This window comes from Streptomyces sp. NBC_00557, assembly GCF_036345995.1.
Lineage (GTDB): Bacteria > Actinomycetota > Actinomycetes > Streptomycetales > Streptomycetaceae > Streptomyces.
The window spans coordinates 200,246-219,845 of record NZ_CP107796.1; the positions used below are offsets into that span (position 1 = coordinate 200,246).

The window sequence follows — 19,600 nt, forward strand, 5'->3', positions numbered from 1 at the left end:
CGTCGGTGTCCCAGCCCGATCGTTCGCGGCCCGACCGGGACGGCCCGCTGCTCAGCCAGCGTGCCGCTCTGGTCTTCCTGTTGGCCGCCCTGGCCGGCCTCGGCGCCGCCGTGCTGGCGGCGCTGGCCGGAAACCCGTGGCCCGTCGCCGTGGGAGTCGGCGGGGGTGCAGCCGGCTCGAGCGTGGTCCTGTTCAAGGACATCATCGGCTGAAGCACCCCGGTGCGCGGCAGGGCCTCGCCGTCCTGGTCCCGCCACCAAGAGGCCACTTGGGCAGGGAAATTGCAACTTCGACAGGGCTCGCGAAGGCAGCTACCTTCATCTGGTCTTCGGTGGTCGCCCACGGTCGCACAGGGGGTTCCGTCAGGCTGGGCCGGCCGCGACGGGAGGAGTCGGTGACGCCCCACGACCCCTCGCCCCCACGCGTAAGCCACCGAACCGGGTCCACGCCAGGCAGCCCCAACCAGGGAGAGACGCATGCCCCGCCTTGCTCTGTACACATTCGGCGTCCTGAAGTCGCCTCTCGCCGATCCCGCACCTCTCACCAGCGAGTTCTACGACATTGGTGAGGCCGTCTACCGGAAGATCAGTCAGCACCCCGGATACCTCGGGCGTGCTGAAGCGGCGGACGGTGACCGGGGCATGCTCTTCGAGGCGGACTGGGGTGCATGGGGAGAGTTCGCCGTACCCACCTGGTACGGCAAGGGCCGTACGGTGGAGACCACCGCCCTGGCCGCGACCCTCTCCCTGTGGACCGGCCTGCGCCCCGCCTTCGACGCCGTCTACACCGGGCTGCACCGTGAGGCGCTGAACAGGCGCTACGACTGGTTCGAGAGGACAGTGCACCCGAATCACGTGTTCTGGTGGGTCTCCGACGGCGTGATACCCACCTGGCGGGACGGGGTTTCCAGGCTGGAACACCTCCACGGCCACGGCTCCGCGCCGCACGCCTTCACCTTCCACCACTCGTTCGCACCGGACGGAACTCCGGTCGGCCTCAAGGGCATTGGGCCGACGAGCGACCAGGTTCGCTGACAAGGAAGCCTGAACGACTGGCTCCGCGCGGCTGTCTGCCGCCGGCGGCCGGAGGTACCTCAAGGCCCGGACATCCGCGAGGTGCTTCCGCCGGCTGTCCTGCGCGGACATGGCCCACAGCGCCGGCAGGGCCGTCACCGCGACGGCGGCCCGGACCCGCAGCGGCGCGAGCGCCATGCCCGCGAGGTCGCCGCCCACTCCGCTGCAGGTGGTCTTCTCCCTGGTGGTCCGGCCCTTCGCGAGGGCAGTGATTCATCTGCCGATGAGGCTTATCCCCTCATTGCTCCGGCGGTCTGAAGGTCGCGGTGGATCGGTGTCCGGGAGTCGGTCAGCGGTATGCCGGTGCCGCCCCGTCTGACGGCGACGATCTCCGCCGCGATCGACAGGGCGGTCTCCTCGGGCGTACGGGCGCCGAGGTCGAGGCCGATCGGAGAGCGCAGTCTGGCCAGTTCCCGCTCGCTCACGCCTTCGGCCCGCAGACGCCGGTTGCGGTCCTCGTGGGTGCGGCGCGAGCCCATCGCGCCGACGAACGCCACCGGCATGCCGAGGGCCAGCTTGAGCAGGGGCACGTCGAACTTCGCGTCGTGGGTGAGGACGCACAGGACAGTACGCGCGTCGGTCCCGGTGCGCCGCAGGTAGCGGTGCGGCCAGTCCACGACGACCTCGTCGGCGTCGGGGAAGCGGGCCCGGGTGGCGAAGACCGGGCGGGCGTCGCACACGGTCACGTGGTAGCCGAGGAACTTGCCGGCCCGCGCCAGCGCCGAGGCGAAGTCCACCGCCCCGAAGATGATCATCCGCGGTGGCGGCACGTTCGACTCGACCAGCAGGGTGAGGCCGCCGGGGCAGTGGGAGCCGTCCGCGGAGATCTCCACCGTGCCGGTGCGGCCCGCCTCCAGCAGGGCGCGGGCCTCGGCCGCCGCCGTACGGTCCAGGTCCGGGTGGCCGCCGAGAGCGCCCTCGTGCGTGCCGTCCTGCCGCACCAGCAGGGCCCGGCCCAGGAGTTCGGCCGGGCCGCGGGCGACCCGGGCCAGGGCCGCGGGCCGGCCCTGGGCGGCGGCCGCCACGGCCGTCGCGAGGACCGGCCGGACGGGCGCCTGGCCGGACACCGGTGTGACCAGCACCTCGATTGTTCCTCCGCAGGTCAGGCCGACGGCGAAGGCGTCCTCGTCGCTGTAGCCGAACCGTTCGAGCACGCTCTCCCCGGTACGCAGCGCCTCCTGGCACAGGTCGTACACCGCGCCCTCGACGCAGCCGCCGGAGACGGAGCCGATGACGGTGCCCGCACCGTCCACGGCGAGGGCGGCGCCGGGACCGCGCGGTGCGCTGCCGCCGACGGCCACCACGGTGGCGACGGCGAGCTCCCGGCCCTCCTCGATCCACCGGTCCAGCTCCTCGGCCAGGTCAAGCATCAAGCGCTCCGGCTGCCGCGGTCAGGACCCGGTCCGGCCGGATGGGCAGGGCGCGGTGGCGTACGCCGGTCGCGTGCCAGACCGCGTTGGCGACGGCGGCCGCGGCGCCCACGATGCCGACCTCGCCGATGCCCTTGATGCCGACCGGGTCGTTCGGGTCGGTGTCGTCGATCCAGTCGGCCTCGATGTGCGGGACGTCGGCGTGGGTGGCCACGTGGTAGCCCGCGAGGTCGGCGCCGACGTGGCCGCCCGAGGCGCGGTCCCGTACGGCCTCCTCGTGCAGCGCCATGGAGATGCCCCAGATCATGCCGCCCACGAGCTGGCTGCGCGCGGTGAGCGGGTTGACGATCCGGCCCGCCGCGAAGATCCCGAGCATGCGCCGCACGCGCACCTCGCCGGTGGTGACGTCCACGGCCACCTCGGCGAACTGGGCTCCGAAGGAGTGGCGTTCGGCGGGCGCGAGGGCCCCGATGGCCTCGGTGGTGTCCGAGCGCACCGTGATGCCCTCCGGGGGGATGTCGGCGCCCAGGCCCAGCCTTTCGCGCAGTTCCTCGGCCGCGGCCGCGACCGCCCAGGACCAGGAGCGGGTGCCCATGGAACCGCCGGCGATCATCGCCGGTCCGAAGTCGCTGTCACCGATGCGGACGCGGACTTTCTCCGGGGGCACGCCCAGCGCGTCGGCGGCGACCAGGGTGAGTGCGGTACGGGCGCCGGTGCCGATGTCGGCCGCGGCGATCCGCACGGTGAAGCCGCCGTCCGGGTGCGCGGTCACGGTCGCCGTGGAGGGCGCCGCGCCCGCGGGGAAGGACGCCGCCGCGGTGCCGGTGCCGAGCAGCCAGCGGCCGTCCCGGCGCTGGCCGGGGCGCGGGTCCCGGTCCGCCCAGCCGAACCTGCGGGCGCCCTCCCGGAAGCAGGCGGCCACGTTGCGGCCGGCGAACGGCAGCCCGGACACCGGCCCCCGCTCGGGGTCGTTGCGCAGCCGCAGCTCGACCGGGTCGATGCCGCCCTTCTCGGCGAGTTCGTCGAGCGCCGCCTCCAGCGCGAAGGAGCCCGGCGCCTCACCCGGGGCCCGCATGAACGTCGGGGTGGGCACGTCGAGCCGGACCACGCGGTTGGCGGTGTGGTGGGCGTCGGCGTCGTACATCACCCGTGCCACCCCGGCGCTCGGCTCGACGAACTCGTGCACGGTGGAGGTGAGGCTGAGGGAGCTGTGCTCCAGCGCGCGCAGCCGCCCCTCGGCGTCGGCGCCGAGCCTGACCCCCTGGACGGTGGGGCTGCGGTAGCCGGCCAGCGAGAACATCTGACGGCGGGTCAGGACGACGCGCACCGGGCGCTGCAGGACGGTCGCGGCCATCACGGCGGCCACCTGGTGGGCTCGTACGCCCTTGCTGCCGAAGCCGCCGCCGACATGCTCCGAGCGCACCCGCACCGACGCCGGGTCGAGCGAGAAGAGGTTCGCGAGTTCGCCGATGACCCAGGTGGCGCCCTGGTTGGAGTCGACCACCTCGAGCCGGCCGCCGTCCCAGTGGGCGGTCGCCGCATGCGGCTCCATGGGGTTGTGGTGTTCTTCGGGGGTGCGGTACTCGGCGTCCACGACGACGGCCGACGCGGCCAGTTCGGCGTCCAGGTCCCCCTTCTCCGTCACGGCCGGCATGTGCCCGTCCGCCGGGTAGGCGCCCGGGTGGTCCGCCGTGAAGTCGATGTCGTGGGGCTCCTGTTCGTACGTCACCACGAGCGCCTCGGCGGCCTCCCTGGCCTGCTCGGACGTCTCGGCCACGACCAGCGCCACCGGCCAGCCCAGATGCGGCACCCGGTCGTGCTGGAAGACGGCACAGGTCGGGTCCGGCTTCATCCCCATCAGACCGGTGTAGTCGGTGTTCACCCGCAGGGCGTTGCGGTGGTCCAGGACGGCGAGGACGCCCGGCATGGCGAGGACGGGGTCGCTGTCGATGGCGCGGATGCGGCCACGGGCGACCGTGGAGAGCACCAGCCAGCCGTGCGCGAGATCGGCGAAGGGGATCTCGCCGGCGTAGCGGGCCGCGCCGGTGACCTTGTCCCTGCCCTCGACGCGGGTGTGGGCAGTGCCGACAGACGGCGCCTGCGTGTGTGTCGCGGTGGGGGCGGTGGTCATCGGGCGGCCTCCTGTGCGAGTCGGGTGAGCTCGGCCACGACGAGGTTGCGCATGAGGGTCACCTTGTATCCGTTCTGGGGCAGTGGCCGTGCCGCCGCCAGTTCGGCGTCCGCCGCGGCGGCGTAGGTCTCGGCGTCGGCCGTGGCGCCGATCAGGACGCGTTCGGCGGCCAGGGCCCGCCAGGGCCGGGAGGCGACGGCGCCGAACGCCAGGCGCGCGTCGCGTACGACGCCGTCCCGCACGTCGAGTGCGGCCGCGAGCGAGCCGATCGCGAACGCGTACGAGGCGCGCTCGCGCACCTTGCGGTAGCGGGAGTTGGCGGCGACCGGGACGGGCGGCAGGAGGACGCCGGTGATCAGGGCGCCCGGCGGCAGGGCGGTCTCGCGGTGCGGGGTGTCGCCGACGGGCAGGTAGAAGTCCGCCAGGGCCACCTCGCCCGGCCCGTCCGCGGTCTCGAAGTGGACGACCGCGTCGAAGGCGGCGAGTGCGACGGCCATGTCGGAGGGGTGTACGGCGACGCAGTTCTCCGACGCGCCCAGGATCGCGTGGTTGCGGTGCTCGCCCTCGACGGCGGGGCAACCGCTGCCCGGGACACGCTTGTTGCAGGGCCTGGTGACGTCGGTGAAGTAGCCGCAGCGGGTGCGCTGGAGCAGGTTTCCGCCGACCGTGGCCATGTTGCGCAGCTGCCCGGAGGCGCCGGCCAGCACCGCCTGAGCCAGCGCCGGGTAGCGGCGGCGGACCTCGGGATGGGCGGCCAGGTCGCCGTTGGTGACGGTGGCGCCGATGCGCAGGCCCCCCTCCGGCGTCGGCTCGATCTGGTCCAACGGAAGTTCGCGGATGTCGACGAGCCGGGCGGGGCGTTCGACGCCGGACTTCATGAGGTCGACGAGGTTGGTGCCGCCGCCGAGGAAGCGGGTGTCCGGATCGGCGCCGAGCAGCGCGACGGCGCCGGCGACGTCGGACGCCCGCTGATAGCCGAACTCCCTCATGCCACGGCCTCCTTCGGCTCCGTCGGGAGGCCCGCGCGCCCGGCGTCCTGCTGCGCCTCGGCCGCCTGGGCCACGGCCTCGACGATCGAGACGTAGGCGCTGCACCGGCACAGGTTGCCGCTCATGCGCTCGCGGATCTCCTCGGCGGTCAGCGGCGGTGGTCCGGCCTCGGGCCGGATGTCGTCGGTGGCGGCGCTGGGCCAGCCCGCAGCGTGCTCCTGGATCATCCCGATCGCCGAGCAGATCTGCCCCGGAGTGCAGTAGCCGCACTGGAAACCGTCCAGGTCGAGGAACGCCTGCTGCACGGGATGCAGCTGATCGCCCTCGGCGACGCCTTCGATGGTGGTGATCTCCCGGCCCTCGGCCGCCACGGCCAGTTGCAGGCAGGACACGGCCCGGCGGCCGTCCAGCAGGACCGTACAGGCACCGCACTGCCCCTGGTCACAGCCCTTTTTCGAGCCGGTCAGCGCGAGGCGCTCGCGCAGCGCGTCGAGCAGGGTGGTGCGGTGGTCGACGGTCAGTGTGTACTTCTCGCCGTTGATGTTCAGGGTGATGACACTGGACGTCGATGAGGCCATGAGCAGCTTCTTTCGCATTTCCAGGCAGATGGGGGGTCACGCCGACCGGGGTACCGGGCGGAGTGCGTGGTGCGGCGCTGTGGTGCAGGGATGGGGCGGCGATGCGTGGTGCTGGAACCGAAGGGGACCGCGGACTGCCACAGGGACGCGTCCGCAGCTATCGTGGACGCCAACCGGACAGCTGTCCGTTAGCTGGAAAACGTAACGGACAGCTGTCCGGTTAGCAAGGGCGAGGTTCGGCCACGAACCTTCAGGGAGGACGAGTGCCGCAGATGAAGGACGCACCCCGGCGCTCGGACGCTCAGCGCAACCGCGAACGCATCCTGGAGGTGGCACTTGCCGAGTTGTCCCGCTGCGCGGACACGCCGCTGAGCGCGATCGCCAAGAAGGCCGGCGTCGGGCAGGGCACCTTCTACCGCAACTTTCCCAACCGCGAGGCACTCGTCCTGGAGATCTACCGGCATGAGATGCAGCAGGTCGCCGACAGTGCCGCCCACCTGCTCCGGACCCGGCCGCCCGCGCAGGCCCTGCGCGCCTGGATGGACCGGCTTTCGGAGTTCGCGATGACCAAGGCCGGCCTGGCCGATGCGATCCGGCAGGTCACCAGCGCGCCGGGCAGCCCGGCGAAGCCGGCCCCCACGCCGGTGATCGACGCGGCGAACCTGCTGCTCCGCGCCAACGAGCAAGCCGGCACCGTCCGGCCCGGCGTCACCGGGGACGATTTCCTCCTCGCCATCGCGGGCCTGTGGCAGCTCGACCCCCGCGACGACTGGCGGCCGCGCGCCACCAGGCTCCTCGACCTCGTCATGGACGGCCTGCGCACGGGAGCGCCCGGCCGGTGAGCACCGCACCACCGGCCACCGGCCACCGGCCACCGGCCACCGGCCACCGGCCACCGGCCACCGGCGGGCACAATAGCCGGGACCGTGAGCGCGTCCACGGCCGCCTGCAGCTCGAGCGGCACCGCACCCTGGGTCTGCTGCGGACGGCAGCCCCCGCGCCACCGAAGGTCGGCGCCTCCAGTGGGTGCACCGGCGTCCGACTGCTGGGGCGGCCCGCAGGCCCAACCGGCCCGCGCAACCTGTCCCTGCACGACGCCGCACGGAATCAGATCCGGCTGGACATCAGCCGAATCGCCCTGAGCCTGTTGGCCTTGATGTCCCCGCTCGCTCTTGCACCCGAAGCAGGCCCTCCCGTGCCGGGACCACGAAATCCTGGCTCGTCTGTGTCTGCTCAGTTCGCGACGTGTGCTTCGGGCGGTGTCGGCGGCCGCGTCGCATGATGGCGCTGGGTGGCGGCCAGGCCGCTGCCCAGGAGGGCGTGGCCGATCATGATGGTGTAGATCACGGCACGCTCGAACATGCCGATGTTCCACATCCAGCCGGTGAACACGTCGGCCATGAAGAGGGGGAACGCGATCAGTCCGGCGGTGCCGAGCAGGGTGATCGCGATCGACCGGCTTCTGCCGAGACCGATCCGCGATCCGCCGGCTCCCACGGCGATCGCCATGATGTTGCCGGCGAGCATGACGCCCTGCGCGCCGAAGGTGTGGAACGCGATCAGACCGTTGTCGACGTTGGCGTTGGAGCCCTGGACGATGCCGACGAGCGAGACCCCGACGCCGGAGAGGACGGCAAGGGTCAGGATGCTGACCGGGCGGGGGCCCCTGCGCGGGTCGAACACGAGAAAGGCCCCGACGACCAGGAGGATGCCGTAGATCACCCAGCCGGTGTCCATGACCGCGCCGAGGGGAGAGTTCGCGACCTGTCCGAACGCGGTCTGTGCCGGGCCGGTCAGGCCGAGGTGACTGACCCAGTTGTACAGGGGCGAGTACGGCGGGTTCTGCCATGCGGCGGCGGTGACGAACTCGGCGAGCCAGGACACCAGCGGGCCGAGGAGGATGAGGAGGGCTCCGGCGCGGGCGGCCGCGCCGGAGCGGACGATGCGGTTCACGAAAGGGCCATGCCGGGGACGCGCCTGCGGATGGCCTCCAGTTCGGCCTCGTCGGAGATGCCCTGCCAGTCGTAGCGCGGCGTGTACGGGGCTTCCAGGGCGCGCACCTCGTCGTCGGTGAGCTCGAGGTCGAGCGAGGCCACGGCCTCGTCGATCTGCCGGATCGAACCGGCCCCGACCAGGGGCGCGGTGACGACCGGCTGGCGGCGCAGCCAGGCGAGCGCGACCTGTGCGCGGCTGACGCCGTGGGCGTCCGCCACCTGTCCGACCGCGTCGATGATCGCGCGGTTGGAGGACTCCTGCTCGGGCGAGTAGAGCATGTCCGCGTAGGCGCCGTCCGTCTCGGAGCGCACCGTCGAGCGGGCGTCGTCCCAGGCGCGGGCGAGGCGGCCGCGGGCCAGCGGGGACCAGATGATCGTGCCGACGCCCTCGTCCAGGCAGAGCGGGATCATCTCCCGCTCCTCCTCACGGGCGAGCAGGTTGTAGTGGTTCTGCATGGACACAAAACGCGCCCAGCCGTTGTGCTTCTGCAGGTGCAGCGCCTTGGCGAACTCCCACGCGTGCATGGAGGAGGCGCCGAGGTAGCGGACCTTGCCGGCCTTCACGAGGTCGCTGAGCGCCTCCAGCGTCTCCTCCCACGGGGTGGCGTGGTCGTTGCGGTGGATCTGGTAGAGGTCGATGTAGTCCGTGCCGAGGCGGCGCAGGGAGTGGTCGACCTCGGTCATGACCGCCTTCCGTGACAGACCGCGGCCGTTGGGACCGGGCCGCATCGGGTGCCGGAGCTTGGTGGCGATCACCACCTCGTCGCGGTCGGCGAAGTCCTTGAGCGCGCGGCCGAGGATCTCCTCGCTGGACCCGTACGAGTACAGGTTCGCGGTGTCGAAGAAGTTGATCCCCGCCTCCAGCGCGTGCTTGATGAGCGGGCGCGCCTCCTCCTCGCCCTTCGACCAGACGGGATGGCCGCGGTCGGGCTCGCCGTAGGTCATGGCGCCGATCGCGATCGGTGAGACGTCCAGGCCGGTGGTGCCAAGCTTGATGTAGCGCATGATGCCCCTCTAAAGTAAGCGGAGAACTCTCCGGATACCGTAGTGGAGAGCTCTCCGCTTAGCAAGTGAGGTCCTGTGGTCCGTTCAGACGCTCGCGAGAACCGGGCGCGCATCCTGGCAGCCGCCCGCGAGGCGTTCGCCGAGGACAGCGCCACGTCGATGAACCAGGTCGCCCAGCGCGCCGGCGTCGGCGCGGGCACGCTGTACCGCAACTTCCCCACCCGCGAGGCGCTGGTCCTGGCCGTCTACCAGGACGAGGTCACCCGCATCGTCGGCACCGTGCCCGAGCTGCTGGCCGAGATGTCCCCGCTCGAAGCGCTGCGCCACTGGACGACCGACCTCGTCGAGGCGATGCGCAGGAAGCACGGCCTCGGCGACGCGCTCAGCCCCGGCGCGCACCAGGCGATCAGCGAGCAGAGCTACGGGCCGGTCATCGCCGCGATCACACAGATGCTCGAGGCCGGCAAGAAGGACGGAAGCATCCGCACGGACGCCGACCCCGGCGACTTCCTCCAGCTCACCGGCGCACTCTGGCGCGCCGCGACCAGCCCCGAAGACCGGGCTCCGCGGATGCTCGCGCTCATCCTGGACGGGCTCCGCACACAACCGCAGCGCTAGAGGCCGCGCGTCGGGACTCGGCCGGCGCCTTGCCGTCCGGGCGGGCGCCACGGGGAACGCCCGCGGTGTCGTCCGGTGCTCAGCGGGCGTGTGCGAGCAGTTCCTGCGACAGGGTCCACAGACGTCGGGCGTTGTCCGGGTCGACGGCGTACCGGGCGACGCCGTGCAGGGTGCCGGAGCGGCGGTCGACGACCTCGGTCTCGTTGCAGTCGACGAAGTAGCGCCCGCCGACGCCTTCGAGGAGAGGTGAGGTGGCGAGCAGGACGGAGGTGGCCGCCCCCTGCTCGACGGTCTTGATCAGGTGAGCCGGGACTCTGCCGCTGCCGCGTCCCCCGGTGTGACGCTGCAGGTTCGTGTAGATCGCGCCGGGCATGAGGGCGTTGGCGTTGATGTTGTCATCGGCCCAGCGGCGGGTGGCTTCGACCGCGAAGAGGACGTTGGCGGTCTTGGACTGGCCGTAGGCGAGCCACGGGTCGTAGGGGCGGAAGGCGAAGTTGACGTCGTCCCACACGATGGGTGACCGCTGATGGCCCGTTGAACTCACCACGACGATGCGCGCGTTGCCGTCGGCGGCCAGAGCGTCGTGGAGGCCGGCGGCGAGGGCGAAGTGGCCGAGGTGGTTGGTGGCGAACTGCCATTCCCAGCCCTGTTCCGTGTACTGCTCGGGGCAGGCCATGACGCCCGCGTTGTTCACCAGGACGTGCAGCGGGCCCCGCCAGGCGGCAGTGAAGGCGGTGACCGATGCGGGGTCGGCCAGGTCCAGGTGCGCGACATGCACCTCCTGATTGCCGGTTGACTCGGTGATGTCCTCGGCGACGCGTTTGCCCGCAGTGACATCCCGGACGGCAAGGGTGACAGCCGCGCCCGTGGCGGCCAGGGCCCGGGCCGTCTCGGCGCCGAGGCCGGAGGAGGCGCCGGTGACCACCGCGCGGCGGCCGCTGAGGTCGATGCCTTGCGAGACTTCGGCTGCGGTGCTGGAGAAACCGAAGGGTGTGGTGATGGAACCCATGAAGTGACCTCCCGGCGGTGTGCTGCGAAGCGAGTGAACGGGGTGGTGTCAGGGGGTGAGCATCCGGTCCTGTTCGACCGGGGGCCTGCCGCCGCGCCAGGGCAGGGCCTTGCCGAAACGGACCAGCTCGCCGTACAGGGCGGGGTCGACCCGGTCGGCGAAGATCAGGTCGAGTACGGCCTCGGCGGCCTGGGCCGGCGACTGGGCCTGGCTGTAGTCGCTGAACCAGGGACGCGAGGTGGCGGTGTCGACCATGCCGGGGCACACGGCCGCGACCAAGGTGCCGGAGGCGAGGTCGTGCTCGCGGCGCTCGGTGGCGACCGCGCGGACGGCGGCGACCTGGGCCACCTTCGAGGGCACGTTCAGCCAGACGGGCCAGCCGGCCTCCCGCGCGGTGCCGCTGTGGAGGGCGCTGCGCCAGGACTCCACGGCGTACTCGACCTGGTCGAGGCTCGCGCCGTCGAACAGGTGGTGCAGCCTCGGGCTGAGGTGGCCGAGGGTACCCAGGCTGCTGGCCACGACGAGCAGCCGGCCGCCGGGCCGCAGGACCGGGCCGAAAGAGCGCAGGACCGCATGGGTGGCGACGTTGGAGACGTCGATGAACTCATCCGCCCGCTCCGCCTGCGGCTCATCGGGCAACAGGCGGGCGACCGCGTTGGAGACAACGACGTCCACCCCTCCGAACCGGACCCGGACCTCTTCGGCGAGACGGGCGATGGCATCGGTGTCGGTGACGTCCAGGACCCGGCCCTCGACGCGGGCACGCGTGCCGGGCAGTCCCGTGACCTCGCGTGCGGCGTCCGCCACTCGCCGGGGGTTCCGGCCGGTGAGCAGGACGAGGTCGTTCGGGTTCATGCGGGCCGCCAGTCCTTCGACGAGGGCGCGGCCGAGCCCCTGGTTGGCGCCCGTGACCAGGGCGATACGCGAAGCATTCATGCACGCCACGCTAGGAACCCGCGATCCATGAGTCCAACGAAAGTTCTGCACGTCTGGTATGCGTAAACGTCATGGACTTCACGGATGTGTCGTTGACCGCCCTGCGTGTCTTCCGCGCCGTCGCCGAGCAGGGAACCTTCACGGCGGCCGCCGCCTCGCTGGGCTACACGCAGTCGGCGGTGTCCCGGCAGATCGCGGCGATCGAGCGGGCGGCGGGTACTGAACTGCTGGAGCGGCGGCGCCAGGGAGTACGGCTCACCGCAGCCGGCCGCGTCGTCATGAACCGCGCCACGATCGTGCTCGACCAGATCGAAGCGACCGCACGCGAACTGTCCGGCCTGCCCGGTCAGACCGGGACCGTCCGCCTGGGATGGTTCCCCAGCGCGGGCGCGGTGCTGGTGCCGCGGGCCCTTGCCGCCCTCCGCCGGACAGACCCCGACCTGCACGTCGTCGGCCGGGAGGGAAGCACGCCGGCGCTGGTGCGCGCCCTGCGGGCCGGCAGTCTCGATCTGGCCCTGCTCGGCTCCGCGCCGCCGTTCAGACCGCCGGACACGGAGACGCCGCCGCTCGCCCTGCAGACCCTCACCGAACGGGCCCTGCGTCTGGCGGTGCCCGCCACCCACCCGCTCGCCCGCGGCGACTTCGTCGACGTGGCCGACCTGCGCGGGCAGCGCTGGATCGCGGGCTCCTCCTCGGGAGAGGACCGGCTGATGGGTGTCTGGCCGGGCCTGGACGAGCGGCCCGACATCGCGCACACCGCGCGTGACTGGCTCGCCAAGCTCCACCTCGTCGCGGCCGGCTTGGGACTGACGACCGTGCCTGTCACCCTCGCCCCGGCCGCACCACCGAGCGTACGCATCCTCCCCGTCCGAGGCGGCCCTCAGGAACAACGCCGGCTGCTCCTGGCCCGGCTCCCCCAGCCACCCACAGAATCCGTCACCCGCGTGGCAGCCGCCCTCCGCACCGCAGCCCTCGACACCGACGCCTCCTCCTCGACCCCCTGACGAGAAGGCACTTGTGCGCAGACGAGAACGCGACGGGCCGTGCGGCCGACCGAGGTGATCCGCCCGGAGGGAGGAGGGAAGAAGCGGCATTGGGCGTCACGTCCCGAACAGGAACGTTCCGGCGGGCCGCTTCGTTGTCCTTGGGCCCATCCGCCGTACCCCTGGGAGCATCGTGCCCGAAACCACGCACGCCACCGCCGCTGTTCTCCCCGCACTCCCGGCCCTGATCGCACAGGCCGAACGACTCATCGAGCTGGGGGTGCACGAGTTGGCAGGGCTCTCCGCCGTCGAGCTTCTTACCTTCGCCGCAGCTGCCGAGGCCCCTGCGGGCGGCGACGGCACCCTGCTCGCTGTTCACCCGGACCACGCCCCCGCCTCCGCCCTGGCCCCGCTGCTCCGCCGAGACGGCAAACCGGGCTTCGTCGTCACTGACATGCCCGACGTCGACCTCTTCGCCCCGCTCGACACGGTCGCGGTGCCCGACGCTCCGCTCTACCTCCTCACCGGCCTCGACCGCGGCGACCACATGGCCAACTGGAGCCCGAACGAGGCACTGCCCGCCCTCACTGCGGAGGCCCGTACGCCGTTGCTCCTCACCGAGGGCATCCACTGGGTGCTGCAGCAACCCGCCGTCCTGGAGCGCAACCACTGCTTCATGACCATCGGCTCTCGGCTGCGCAAAGCCAACGGCGTCCTCGACGCCCGCACGCCGGCGCTTTGGATCAGCAACGGCACCGGGCGCGATGGCCGCGAGCGCCGCAACGCTCCCAAGGTCGGTTGGTGCTGGGCGGGCAACCGACACACCTGGCTGAGCTTCGCCTCCGCATCGGGCCGCCGGGTTCCGGACAAGCGGGGAGCCTGATCAGGCGGGCCGAAGGCCGCGCAACCAGATGACCGGACCCCGCCGTTGAAGCCCCGCCGTGCAGCTGTCTGGTCGTGGACGGCAGTCTGTGCTGCAGATCGTCTGGCAGGCCGGTTTCGCCGATGAGTTCACCGTCCTCGAACGGTCTATCAGCGAAACGACCGTTCTCGACAGGAGTGCCATGTCCACCATCCAGCCAGTGATCCTGACTGCCGACCACGACGTCCTGCTTGGCTTCTACAAGGAACTGTTCGGCGCCGAGGAGATCTTCCGGGTGCCGGAGGAAGGCCCGGTCTTCTACCTCGGCTTGCGCATCGGCGACACCGACCTCGGGCTGGTGGCCAAGGCCAACCCGGGGACCGGAGCGGCACCGCGGATCCTGCTCAGCATCGGTGTCGACGACGTCGACGAGACACTCGGCCGGGTGCAGGCGCTGGGCGGCTCGGTCCGCAGCGGCCCCAACGACATGCCGTGGGGACAGCGCGTCGCCCACATCCAGGACCCGGACGGCAATCCGGTGAACCTCACCCAGCCGATCCGGGTTCAGTGACGCTGTTCCGGGTTCTTGTTCCTAGGAGCGGCGCCCGTGTCACCTCGGCACGGGCGCCGGACCGTTCCGTCTGTCCCTCCGGTCCGCGCGGCACACGCCTCCCGCAGAGCACGCGAACGGCTTGAACCGTGTGTCCCATCGGGGTCCGGTGCCGGACTTACGGATAGCTCACCAGGTACGCCACGTTACTGCTGGGAGTGACCTGGTTGCCGGTGTTGTCGATGATGTGGTTGATGGTGCCGTCGCCGCCCAGGACCGTGGTGACCATGCTGTGGAACTTCACGGTGGACGTGGTGGGCACCTCGATGGCGTGGCCGAGGACGACGGAGGGGTTGTCGCGGAGGTAGGCGTAGACGCCCACACCCCACGCCTCGTGGGAGGCGACCGAGTTGGCGACCTTGTACGACGCGTAGCCGAGGTCGCCGCCGCTGGTGGTCCAGCTGGACTGGTCGGGCACGTCGTAGGGGGTCTCGCTCTGGTAGAAGTACGTGCGACCGCCGTTGCCGTTCCAGGTGGTCTGGTACTTCTGGTAGTGCTCGACCGCCAGGCCGTACATGGTGACGTTGTTGCCGTTGACGATCAGTCCGTTGGCGGCCGGGTTGGTCGTCCAGCCGACGCCGTTGGTGTGGTCCGCGCGCCACAGCCACAGATCGTCGCCGATGACGTCGTTGCTGTTGACCACCAGCGTCTGGGTGGCCTTGCCGGCGAGGTCGCCCCCGATGCGGAAGAACACGTCGTGCAGCACGATCGGGTCGGCGGTGTGACTCGCGGTCGAGCCGGTCGGGCCGACCTGCATGAGGGTGCTGGAGTTGGTGGTGTTCGCGCTGATGAGCAGCCCGGCGATGTCGATGCCGTCGACATCGGCGGTGGTGATCGCGGTGACGCCGTTGTCCGGCACGAGAGTGGCGAGGCCCAGGCCGAGGACCACGGTGTCGGGGCGGGTGATGTTCAGCGGGGCGGACAGGTGGTAGACGCCGGGGGTGACGATCAGGTTCTTGCCCGCGGTGAGCGCGTTGTTGATCGTCGTGGCGGTGTCACCGGGTTTGACGATGTAGAACTGGCTGATCGGCAGCGAGGTGCCCGGGGCGTTGCCGTTGATCCAGTCCGGGCCCTGCACATTGGTGCGCACCGACGGGACGAACACCTGCCAGTTGCCCGAGCCGTCGACGTAGATGAACGGCTTCTCGCGCATCACCGGGCTCTGGGCGACGGTGGTGTACTGCGGATTCGGGAAACTGGTCGCCGGGGCGCCGGTGTCGCCGACGAAGACCATGTTCCAGTTGTGCCCGCTCCAGCCGCCGTTCATGGCGGTGTCCTGGGTCAGGAACTGCTGCTGCGTCCCGGAGTTGATCTGACCGGAGACCCGCGAGTCGCCGATGTAGCCGCCACTCGACCAGTTGGTGCTGGTGCCGTGGGTGTCGTCCCACAGCTTCATGCTGCCGTGCACGTCCATGCGCCGGAACGGGTCGGCCTGCGAGACGGCCCACATGGTGCTGCCCGAACTGGGGCTCACGGACATGTTCTCCGCATCGCGCCAGAAGTTCTGGGTGGCGTTGCCGTCACTGGTGTGCCCCTCGACGTGGACGCCGCCGCCGGTGATCGAGACCTGGTCCGGTGACAGCCCGAGCCCGGCGACCTGGGTGTAGTAGCCGACGGGTATGTCGACGTTGTACGTGCCGGGGGTGAACAGCAGGGCGTTGCGCTGGGTGCCGAACTCGTTGGTCTGCTGGGTGCTGTAGACCGAGTTGATCTTCGACTGGATGGTGGAGGTCGGCATCGACGGGTCGAACACCGTGACGTTGGGGCCGAAGTCCGGGGTGCCGGCCGGCGGCGTGATGCCGGCGGAGAGCGTGAAGGACTGCGCGGCGGTGCCGTTGCAGGTGTACTGCTGCAGCTGGACGCTGTCGGCGGTGGACGCCGAGGGCACATCGAGGCACTTGCCGCTGTTGCGGTTGACGAAGTGGTACGCGCCGGAGGCCTCCGCGACCGGCAGCCACTGCTGGTTGGCGCCGCCGCCGTACAGCCACAGCTGAGTCAGCGCGCCGTCGGCCGTCGAGACGTCGGTCTCGTCCCAGACCTGGTTCGGCGCGGAGGCGACGCCGATCCGGTAGTAGCCGCTGTCGGTCGGGGTGAACTGCCAGGACTGGGCATCGGTGCCGTTGCAGGTGTACTGCTGCACGGCGGTGCCGTTGCCGGTGGCACCGGCGCGCGCGTCGACGCACTTGCCGCTGCCTGCGTTGACGACGGTGGTGGGAGCGGTGGGGATGCTCGCGGCGGTGGCACTCGGGGCGGAAGCCAGCGCGATACCGGCGGCGGCCGGCAGCAGGAAGGCGGTCGTGAGGGCGGCCGTGCGTCTGCGCCGGCGGGGGGCGCGGACGAGCACGGCGGGAACGTCGGTCACACGTGTCTCCTTGGTCGCGGTGTGGGGCGCGCGGTGGATCGGACGGTAGGAGCAGTCTGGCCAGACGTCAATACGTCAAAATATAAGGTGTGAATTAACTTGCTCCAGAGGGGAGATGAGCGACCGCGGCACCACGACCCCAGCACCAGTTGACCGACTGGGTTCGTGACCGCTATCGCCGCCAGACCTGAACGCTCGGCCGGAAGCGATCTCGTCGGGCCAGCCACGCCCTACTCACTCCATGTGAGTATGCGATCCCGCTGCGCAGTCACCGCCCGCCACGCCACGCCGCTGTGGTCACGCCGAAGGCGTCGACCTTCTCGAAACGGTTCAGCGCAGGGCTGTGATCTTCCCCCAGCGTGTCCAGCGCGTCGTCCACCAGATGACGGTCGAGGCGGACGACTCCGGGGTCTGTGGTATTCGATTCGGCTTGCGGCGGAAATCGACACTGGCGCAGAAAAGCCGCCCCTGCTGTCCTGCGGACTGCTCTGCGTGTTTCATAGAGATGTGGTCTGCGGTGCGCGACCATGCGGACGCGGCACAGCATATTTCTCAGACGGCGGGCGCCACGGCGCGCTGATTGTGTGGGTCGACGTGCTCGACACCAGCAAAGCCAACGACGTCAAGAGCGGCAGCCGGCGGAAGGAACACCGAGAGAGGAAGAAGGACGGGCATGTCCGGCAGCGAAAGTGAGAATCCGGCAATCCCCTCACCGACACCTACACCGACTCGGCGGCCCAGGACGAACCGGGACTGGTGGCCGAATCAGCTGGACCTTCAGGTTCTGCACCAGCACTCGCCGCGTGCCAACCCGATGGACGAGGACTTCGACTACGCGAAGGAGTTCGCGACCCTCGACGTGGACGCGCTGAAGCGTGACGTCTTCGAGGTGATGAGGACATCCCAGGACTGGTGGCCTGCCGACTACGGGCACTACGGGCCGCTCTTCATCCGGATGAGCTGGCATGCCGCGGGAACGTACCGCATCGCGGACGGCCGTGGTGGGGGCGGCAGCGGCGCACAGCGCTTCGCTCCCCTCAACAGCTGGCCGGACAACGCGAGCCTGGACAAGGCGCGCCGTCTGCTCTGGCCGGTCAAACAGAAGTACGGCCGGAAAATCTCCTGGGCCGATCTTCTGGTCTTCGCCGGAAACTGTGCCATGGAATCCATGGGATTCAAGACATTCGGCTTCGGTTTCGGGCGGGAGGACATCTGGGAACCCGAGGAGATCTTCTGGGGGCCCGAGGACACATGGCTCGGCGATGAGCGCTACAGCGGTGACAGGGAACTCACCGGTCCTTTCGCCGCCGTACAGATGGGACTGATCTACGTCAATCCGGAGGGACCCAACGGAAACCCGGACCCGATGGCCGCCGCCCGGGACATTCGGGAGACGTTCGGGCGCATGGCGATGAACGACGAGGAGACGGTCGCACTCATCGTCGGCGGCCACACCTTCGGCAAGTGTCATGGTGCGGTCGATCCCAGTTACATCGGCCCCGAGCCCGAGGCGGCCCCCATCGAGCAGCAGGGCCTCGGCTGGCGGAACACATACGACAGCGGCACGGGCCCCCACGCGCTCACCAGTGGCCTGGAGGGTGCCTGGACCACCGCGCCGACCACGTGGGACAACGGCTACCTCGACAATCTCTACGGGTACGAGTGGGAGCTGACGCGCAGCCCCGCCGGCGCCCACCAGTGGACTCCCAAGGATCCCGCGGCCAGGAACACCGTGCCCGACGCCCATGATCCGTCGAAGCGGCACGCCCCGATGATGCTGACGACGGACCTGGCGCTGAAGGTGGACCCGGTCTACGCGCCGATCACGAAGAGGTTCCACGAGAACCCGGACGAGCTCGCGGTGGCGTTCGCCAAGGCGTGGTACAAACTGCTGCACCGCGACATGGGACCCCTCTCGCGCTACCTCGGCCCGTGGATTCCCGAGCCGCAGCTGTGGCAGGACCCCGTTCCCGACGTCGATCACGAACTGGTCGGAGACGAGGACATCGCCGCCCTCAAGGGCAGGATCCTCGACTCGGGCCTCTCCCTCTCCCAGCTGGTCACCACCGCCTGGGCGTCGGCGGCAAGCTTCCGCGGCACCGACAAGCGCGGCGGGGCGAACGGAGCGCGCATCCGGCTCGCGCCGCAGAAGGACTGGGAGCTCAACAACCTCCCCGAGGTGACGGAGGTACTGCGCACGCTCGAGGGCATCCAGCAGGAATTCAACCTCTCCCAGACCGGCGGAACGCGGGTCTCTCTCGCCGACCTGATCGTCCTGGGAGGGTGCGCGGCCGTCGAGCAGGCCGCGAGGAACGCCGGGTACGACATCACCGTTCCGTTCGCCCCGGGGCGTACGGATGCCTCGCAGGAGCAGACCGACGTGGCGTCGTTCGCCGTGCTGGAGCCCAAGGCGGATGCCTTCCGCAACTACCTTCCGGCGGGCGAGAAGCTGTCGCCGGAGACCCTGATGCTGGACCGCGCCAACCTGCTGACGCTGACCGCTCCCGAGATGACGGTGCTGATCGGCGGCATGCGGGCCCTGAACACCGGCTTCAAGGGATCTCCCCACGGTGTCCTCACCCACCGGCCGGGAATCCTGACCAACGACTTCTTCGTCAACCTGCTCGACATGGGCACGGAGTGGCAGGCGTCGGCTACGGAAGAGAACGTGTTCGAGGGCCGGGATCGCACCACCGGCGAGGTCAAGTGGACCGCCACTGCCGTCGACCTGATCTTCGGTGCGCACTCCCAGCTCCGAGCCGTCTCGGAGGTCTACGCGTCCCGGGATGCGGGAGAGAAGTTCGTACGCGACTTCGTGGCAGCGTGGAACAAGGTGATGAATCTCGACCGGTTCGACCTCGTCTGAGCCCGACGTCCCGCTCGGCCGTCATCGGCCGACCGGGACGTGGTGCTGCTCCTCTGTCCAGGGGCTGGGAGTCACCGCGAACGCGAAACAGAACGGCGTCCGCTACGCATTGAACTCCGCCTCACCTGCGGCGAGCTGCTGTTCGGTTGGCTCCTGGCCTTCTGCCCAAGGGTCGCCCCATGATTGATCTTTAGCGTGAAGCGTCCGAGAAAAC

The 19,600-nt window shown here is 70.5% G+C and carries 17 protein-coding genes; 8 read left to right on the plus strand and 9 right to left on the minus strand.

Annotation, left to right across the window (positions count from 1 at the left end; translation table 11 throughout):
- Window positions 1-5 precede the first annotated feature (5 nt).
- The gene (locus OG956_RS00970; protein WP_330335981.1) at window positions 6-212 is read left to right on the plus strand and encodes a hypothetical protein; all 207 of its coding nucleotides are present in this window, start codon (window positions 6-8) and stop codon (window positions 210-212) included.
- A gap of 264 nt (window positions 213-476) precedes the next feature.
- Window positions 477-1,034 (plus strand): DUF3291 domain-containing protein, encoded by a 558-nt coding sequence (locus OG956_RS00975; RefSeq protein ID WP_330335982.1) that lies wholly within the window; start codon window positions 477-479, stop codon window positions 1,032-1,034.
- Window positions 1,035-1,303: 269 nt separating this feature from the next.
- Here OG956_RS00975 and OG956_RS00980 read toward each other — a convergent pair whose 3' ends face one another.
- Genes OG956_RS00980 through OG956_RS00995 form a run of 4 tightly spaced genes read right to left on the minus strand, consistent with a single transcriptional unit; the run spans window position 1,304 to window position 6,141 of the window.
- Entirely contained in the window at window positions 1,304-2,443 is a 1,140-nt protein-coding gene (locus tag OG956_RS00980) for an XdhC family protein (RefSeq protein WP_330335983.1), read from the minus strand.
- Window positions 2,436-4,574: a xanthine dehydrogenase family protein molybdopterin-binding subunit gene (locus OG956_RS00985; protein ID WP_330335984.1), complete on the minus strand. Its 2,139-nt coding sequence runs from the start codon at window positions 4,572-4,574 to the stop codon at window positions 2,436-2,438. Before OG956_RS00985 ends, OG956_RS00980 begins: the two co-directional genes overlap by 8 nt.
- A complete protein-coding gene (locus OG956_RS00990; protein ID WP_330335985.1) occupies window positions 4,571-5,563 on the minus strand; it encodes an FAD binding domain-containing protein in 993 nt (330 codons plus the stop codon). Before OG956_RS00990 ends, OG956_RS00985 begins: the two co-directional genes overlap by 4 nt.
- Window positions 5,560-6,141 carry a (2Fe-2S)-binding protein gene (locus OG956_RS00995; protein WP_330335986.1) on the minus strand — a complete coding sequence of 194 codons (582 nt, stop codon included), beginning with the start codon at window positions 6,139-6,141 and terminating at the stop codon, window positions 5,560-5,562. Before OG956_RS00995 ends, OG956_RS00990 begins: the two co-directional genes overlap by 4 nt.
- A 272-nt stretch (window positions 6,142-6,413) precedes the next feature.
- Here OG956_RS00995 and OG956_RS01000 point away from each other — a divergent pair, with 272 nt between their 5' ends.
- Entirely contained in the window at window positions 6,414-6,983 is a 570-nt protein-coding gene (locus OG956_RS01000) for a TetR/AcrR family transcriptional regulator (protein ID WP_330335987.1), read from the plus strand.
- A gap of 391 nt (window positions 6,984-7,374) precedes the next feature.
- On the opposite strand, the gene OG956_RS01005 is transcribed toward OG956_RS01000, so the two are convergent.
- Both OG956_RS01005 and OG956_RS01010 read right to left on the minus strand, forming a co-directional pair.
- Window positions 7,375-8,094: a DUF998 domain-containing protein gene (locus tag OG956_RS01005; RefSeq protein WP_330335988.1), complete on the minus strand. Its 720-nt coding sequence runs from the start codon at window positions 8,092-8,094 to the stop codon at window positions 7,375-7,377.
- Complete coding sequence (locus OG956_RS01010) at window positions 8,091-9,140, minus strand: aldo/keto reductase (RefSeq protein WP_330335989.1); 1,050 nt, start codon at window positions 9,138-9,140, stop codon at window positions 8,091-8,093. Before OG956_RS01010 ends, OG956_RS01005 begins: the two co-directional genes overlap by 4 nt.
- Before the next feature lie 75 nt (window positions 9,141-9,215).
- Here OG956_RS01010 and OG956_RS01015 point away from each other — a divergent pair, with 75 nt between their 5' ends.
- The gene (locus OG956_RS01015; protein ID WP_330335990.1) at window positions 9,216-9,758 is read left to right on the plus strand and encodes a TetR/AcrR family transcriptional regulator; all 543 of its coding nucleotides are present in this window, start codon (window positions 9,216-9,218) and stop codon (window positions 9,756-9,758) included.
- 79 nt (window positions 9,759-9,837) lie between these two features.
- Here the strand turns inward: OG956_RS01015 and OG956_RS01020 are convergent, their stop codons facing one another.
- On the minus strand, window positions 9,838-10,767 hold the full coding sequence (locus OG956_RS01020; RefSeq protein WP_330335991.1) for an SDR family NAD(P)-dependent oxidoreductase: 930 nt from the start codon (window positions 10,765-10,767) through the stop codon (window positions 9,838-9,840).
- A gap of 48 nt (window positions 10,768-10,815) precedes the next feature.
- Window positions 10,816-11,703, minus strand: coding sequence for an SDR family NAD(P)-dependent oxidoreductase (locus tag OG956_RS01025; protein ID WP_330335992.1), 888 nt, complete (start codon window positions 11,701-11,703; stop codon window positions 10,816-10,818).
- 71 nt (window positions 11,704-11,774) lie between these two features.
- On the opposite strand from OG956_RS01025, the gene OG956_RS01030 reads away from it, so the two are divergent.
- From OG956_RS01030 to OG956_RS01040, 3 genes are all read left to right on the plus strand, one after another.
- Window positions 11,775-12,707 (plus strand): LysR family transcriptional regulator, encoded by a 933-nt coding sequence (locus OG956_RS01030; RefSeq protein ID WP_330335993.1) that lies wholly within the window; start codon window positions 11,775-11,777, stop codon window positions 12,705-12,707.
- Window positions 12,708-12,879: 172 nt separating this feature from the next.
- Entirely contained in the window at window positions 12,880-13,569 is a 690-nt protein-coding gene (locus tag OG956_RS01035) for a DUF5701 family protein (protein WP_330335994.1), read from the plus strand.
- A 181-nt stretch (window positions 13,570-13,750) separates the two neighbouring features.
- A complete protein-coding gene (locus OG956_RS01040) occupies window positions 13,751-14,119 on the plus strand; it encodes a VOC family protein (protein ID WP_330342695.1) in 369 nt (122 codons plus the stop codon).
- A gap of 157 nt (window positions 14,120-14,276) precedes the next feature.
- Here the strand turns inward: OG956_RS01040 and OG956_RS01045 are convergent, their stop codons facing one another.
- Entirely contained in the window at window positions 14,277-16,520 is a 2,244-nt protein-coding gene (locus OG956_RS01045; RefSeq protein ID WP_443065512.1) for an RICIN domain-containing protein, read from the minus strand.
- Window positions 16,521-17,193: 673 nt separating this feature from the next.
- On the opposite strand from OG956_RS01045, the gene katG reads away from it, so the two are divergent.
- Window positions 17,194-19,386 (plus strand): catalase/peroxidase HPI, encoded by a 2,193-nt coding sequence (gene katG, locus OG956_RS01050; RefSeq protein ID WP_330335995.1) that lies wholly within the window; start codon window positions 17,194-17,196, stop codon window positions 19,384-19,386.
- The last annotated feature ends 214 nt before the right edge of the window (window positions 19,387-19,600 follow it).

What these genes read in the sequence shown, in the direction of transcription:
- OG956_RS00975 (WP_330335982.1), top strand. Translation starts at nt 477, where the DNA reads ATGCCCCGCCTTGCTCTGTACACATTCGGCGTCCTGAAGTCGCCTCTC.
- OG956_RS00980 (WP_330335983.1), bottom strand. Translation starts at nt 2,443, where the DNA reads ATGCTTGACCTGGCCGAGGAGCTGGACCGGTGGATCGAGGAGGGCCGG.
- OG956_RS00985 (WP_330335984.1), bottom strand. Translation starts at nt 4,574, where the DNA reads ATGACCACCGCCCCCACCGCGACACACACGCAGGCGCCGTCTGTCGGC.
- OG956_RS00990 (WP_330335985.1), bottom strand. Translation starts at nt 5,563, where the DNA reads ATGAGGGAGTTCGGCTATCAGCGGGCGTCCGACGTCGCCGGCGCCGTC.
- OG956_RS00995 (WP_330335986.1), bottom strand. Translation starts at nt 6,141, where the DNA reads ATGGCCTCATCGACGTCCAGTGTCATCACCCTGAACATCAACGGCGAG.
- OG956_RS01000 (WP_330335987.1), top strand. Translation starts at nt 6,414, where the DNA reads ATGAAGGACGCACCCCGGCGCTCGGACGCTCAGCGCAACCGCGAACGC.
- OG956_RS01010 (WP_330335989.1), bottom strand. Translation starts at nt 9,140, where the DNA reads ATGCGCTACATCAAGCTTGGCACCACCGGCCTGGACGTCTCACCGATC.
- OG956_RS01020 (WP_330335991.1), bottom strand. Translation starts at nt 10,767, where the DNA reads ATGGGTTCCATCACCACACCCTTCGGTTTCTCCAGCACCGCAGCCGAA.
- OG956_RS01025 (WP_330335992.1), bottom strand. Translation starts at nt 11,703, where the DNA reads ATGAATGCTTCGCGTATCGCCCTGGTCACGGGCGCCAACCAGGGGCTC.
- OG956_RS01030 (WP_330335993.1), top strand. Translation starts at nt 11,775, where the DNA reads ATGGACTTCACGGATGTGTCGTTGACCGCCCTGCGTGTCTTCCGCGCC.
- OG956_RS01040 (WP_330342695.1), top strand. Translation starts at nt 13,751, where the DNA reads ATGTCCACCATCCAGCCAGTGATCCTGACTGCCGACCACGACGTCCTG.
- katG (WP_330335995.1), top strand. Translation starts at nt 17,194, where the DNA reads ATGTCCGGCAGCGAAAGTGAGAATCCGGCAATCCCCTCACCGACACCT.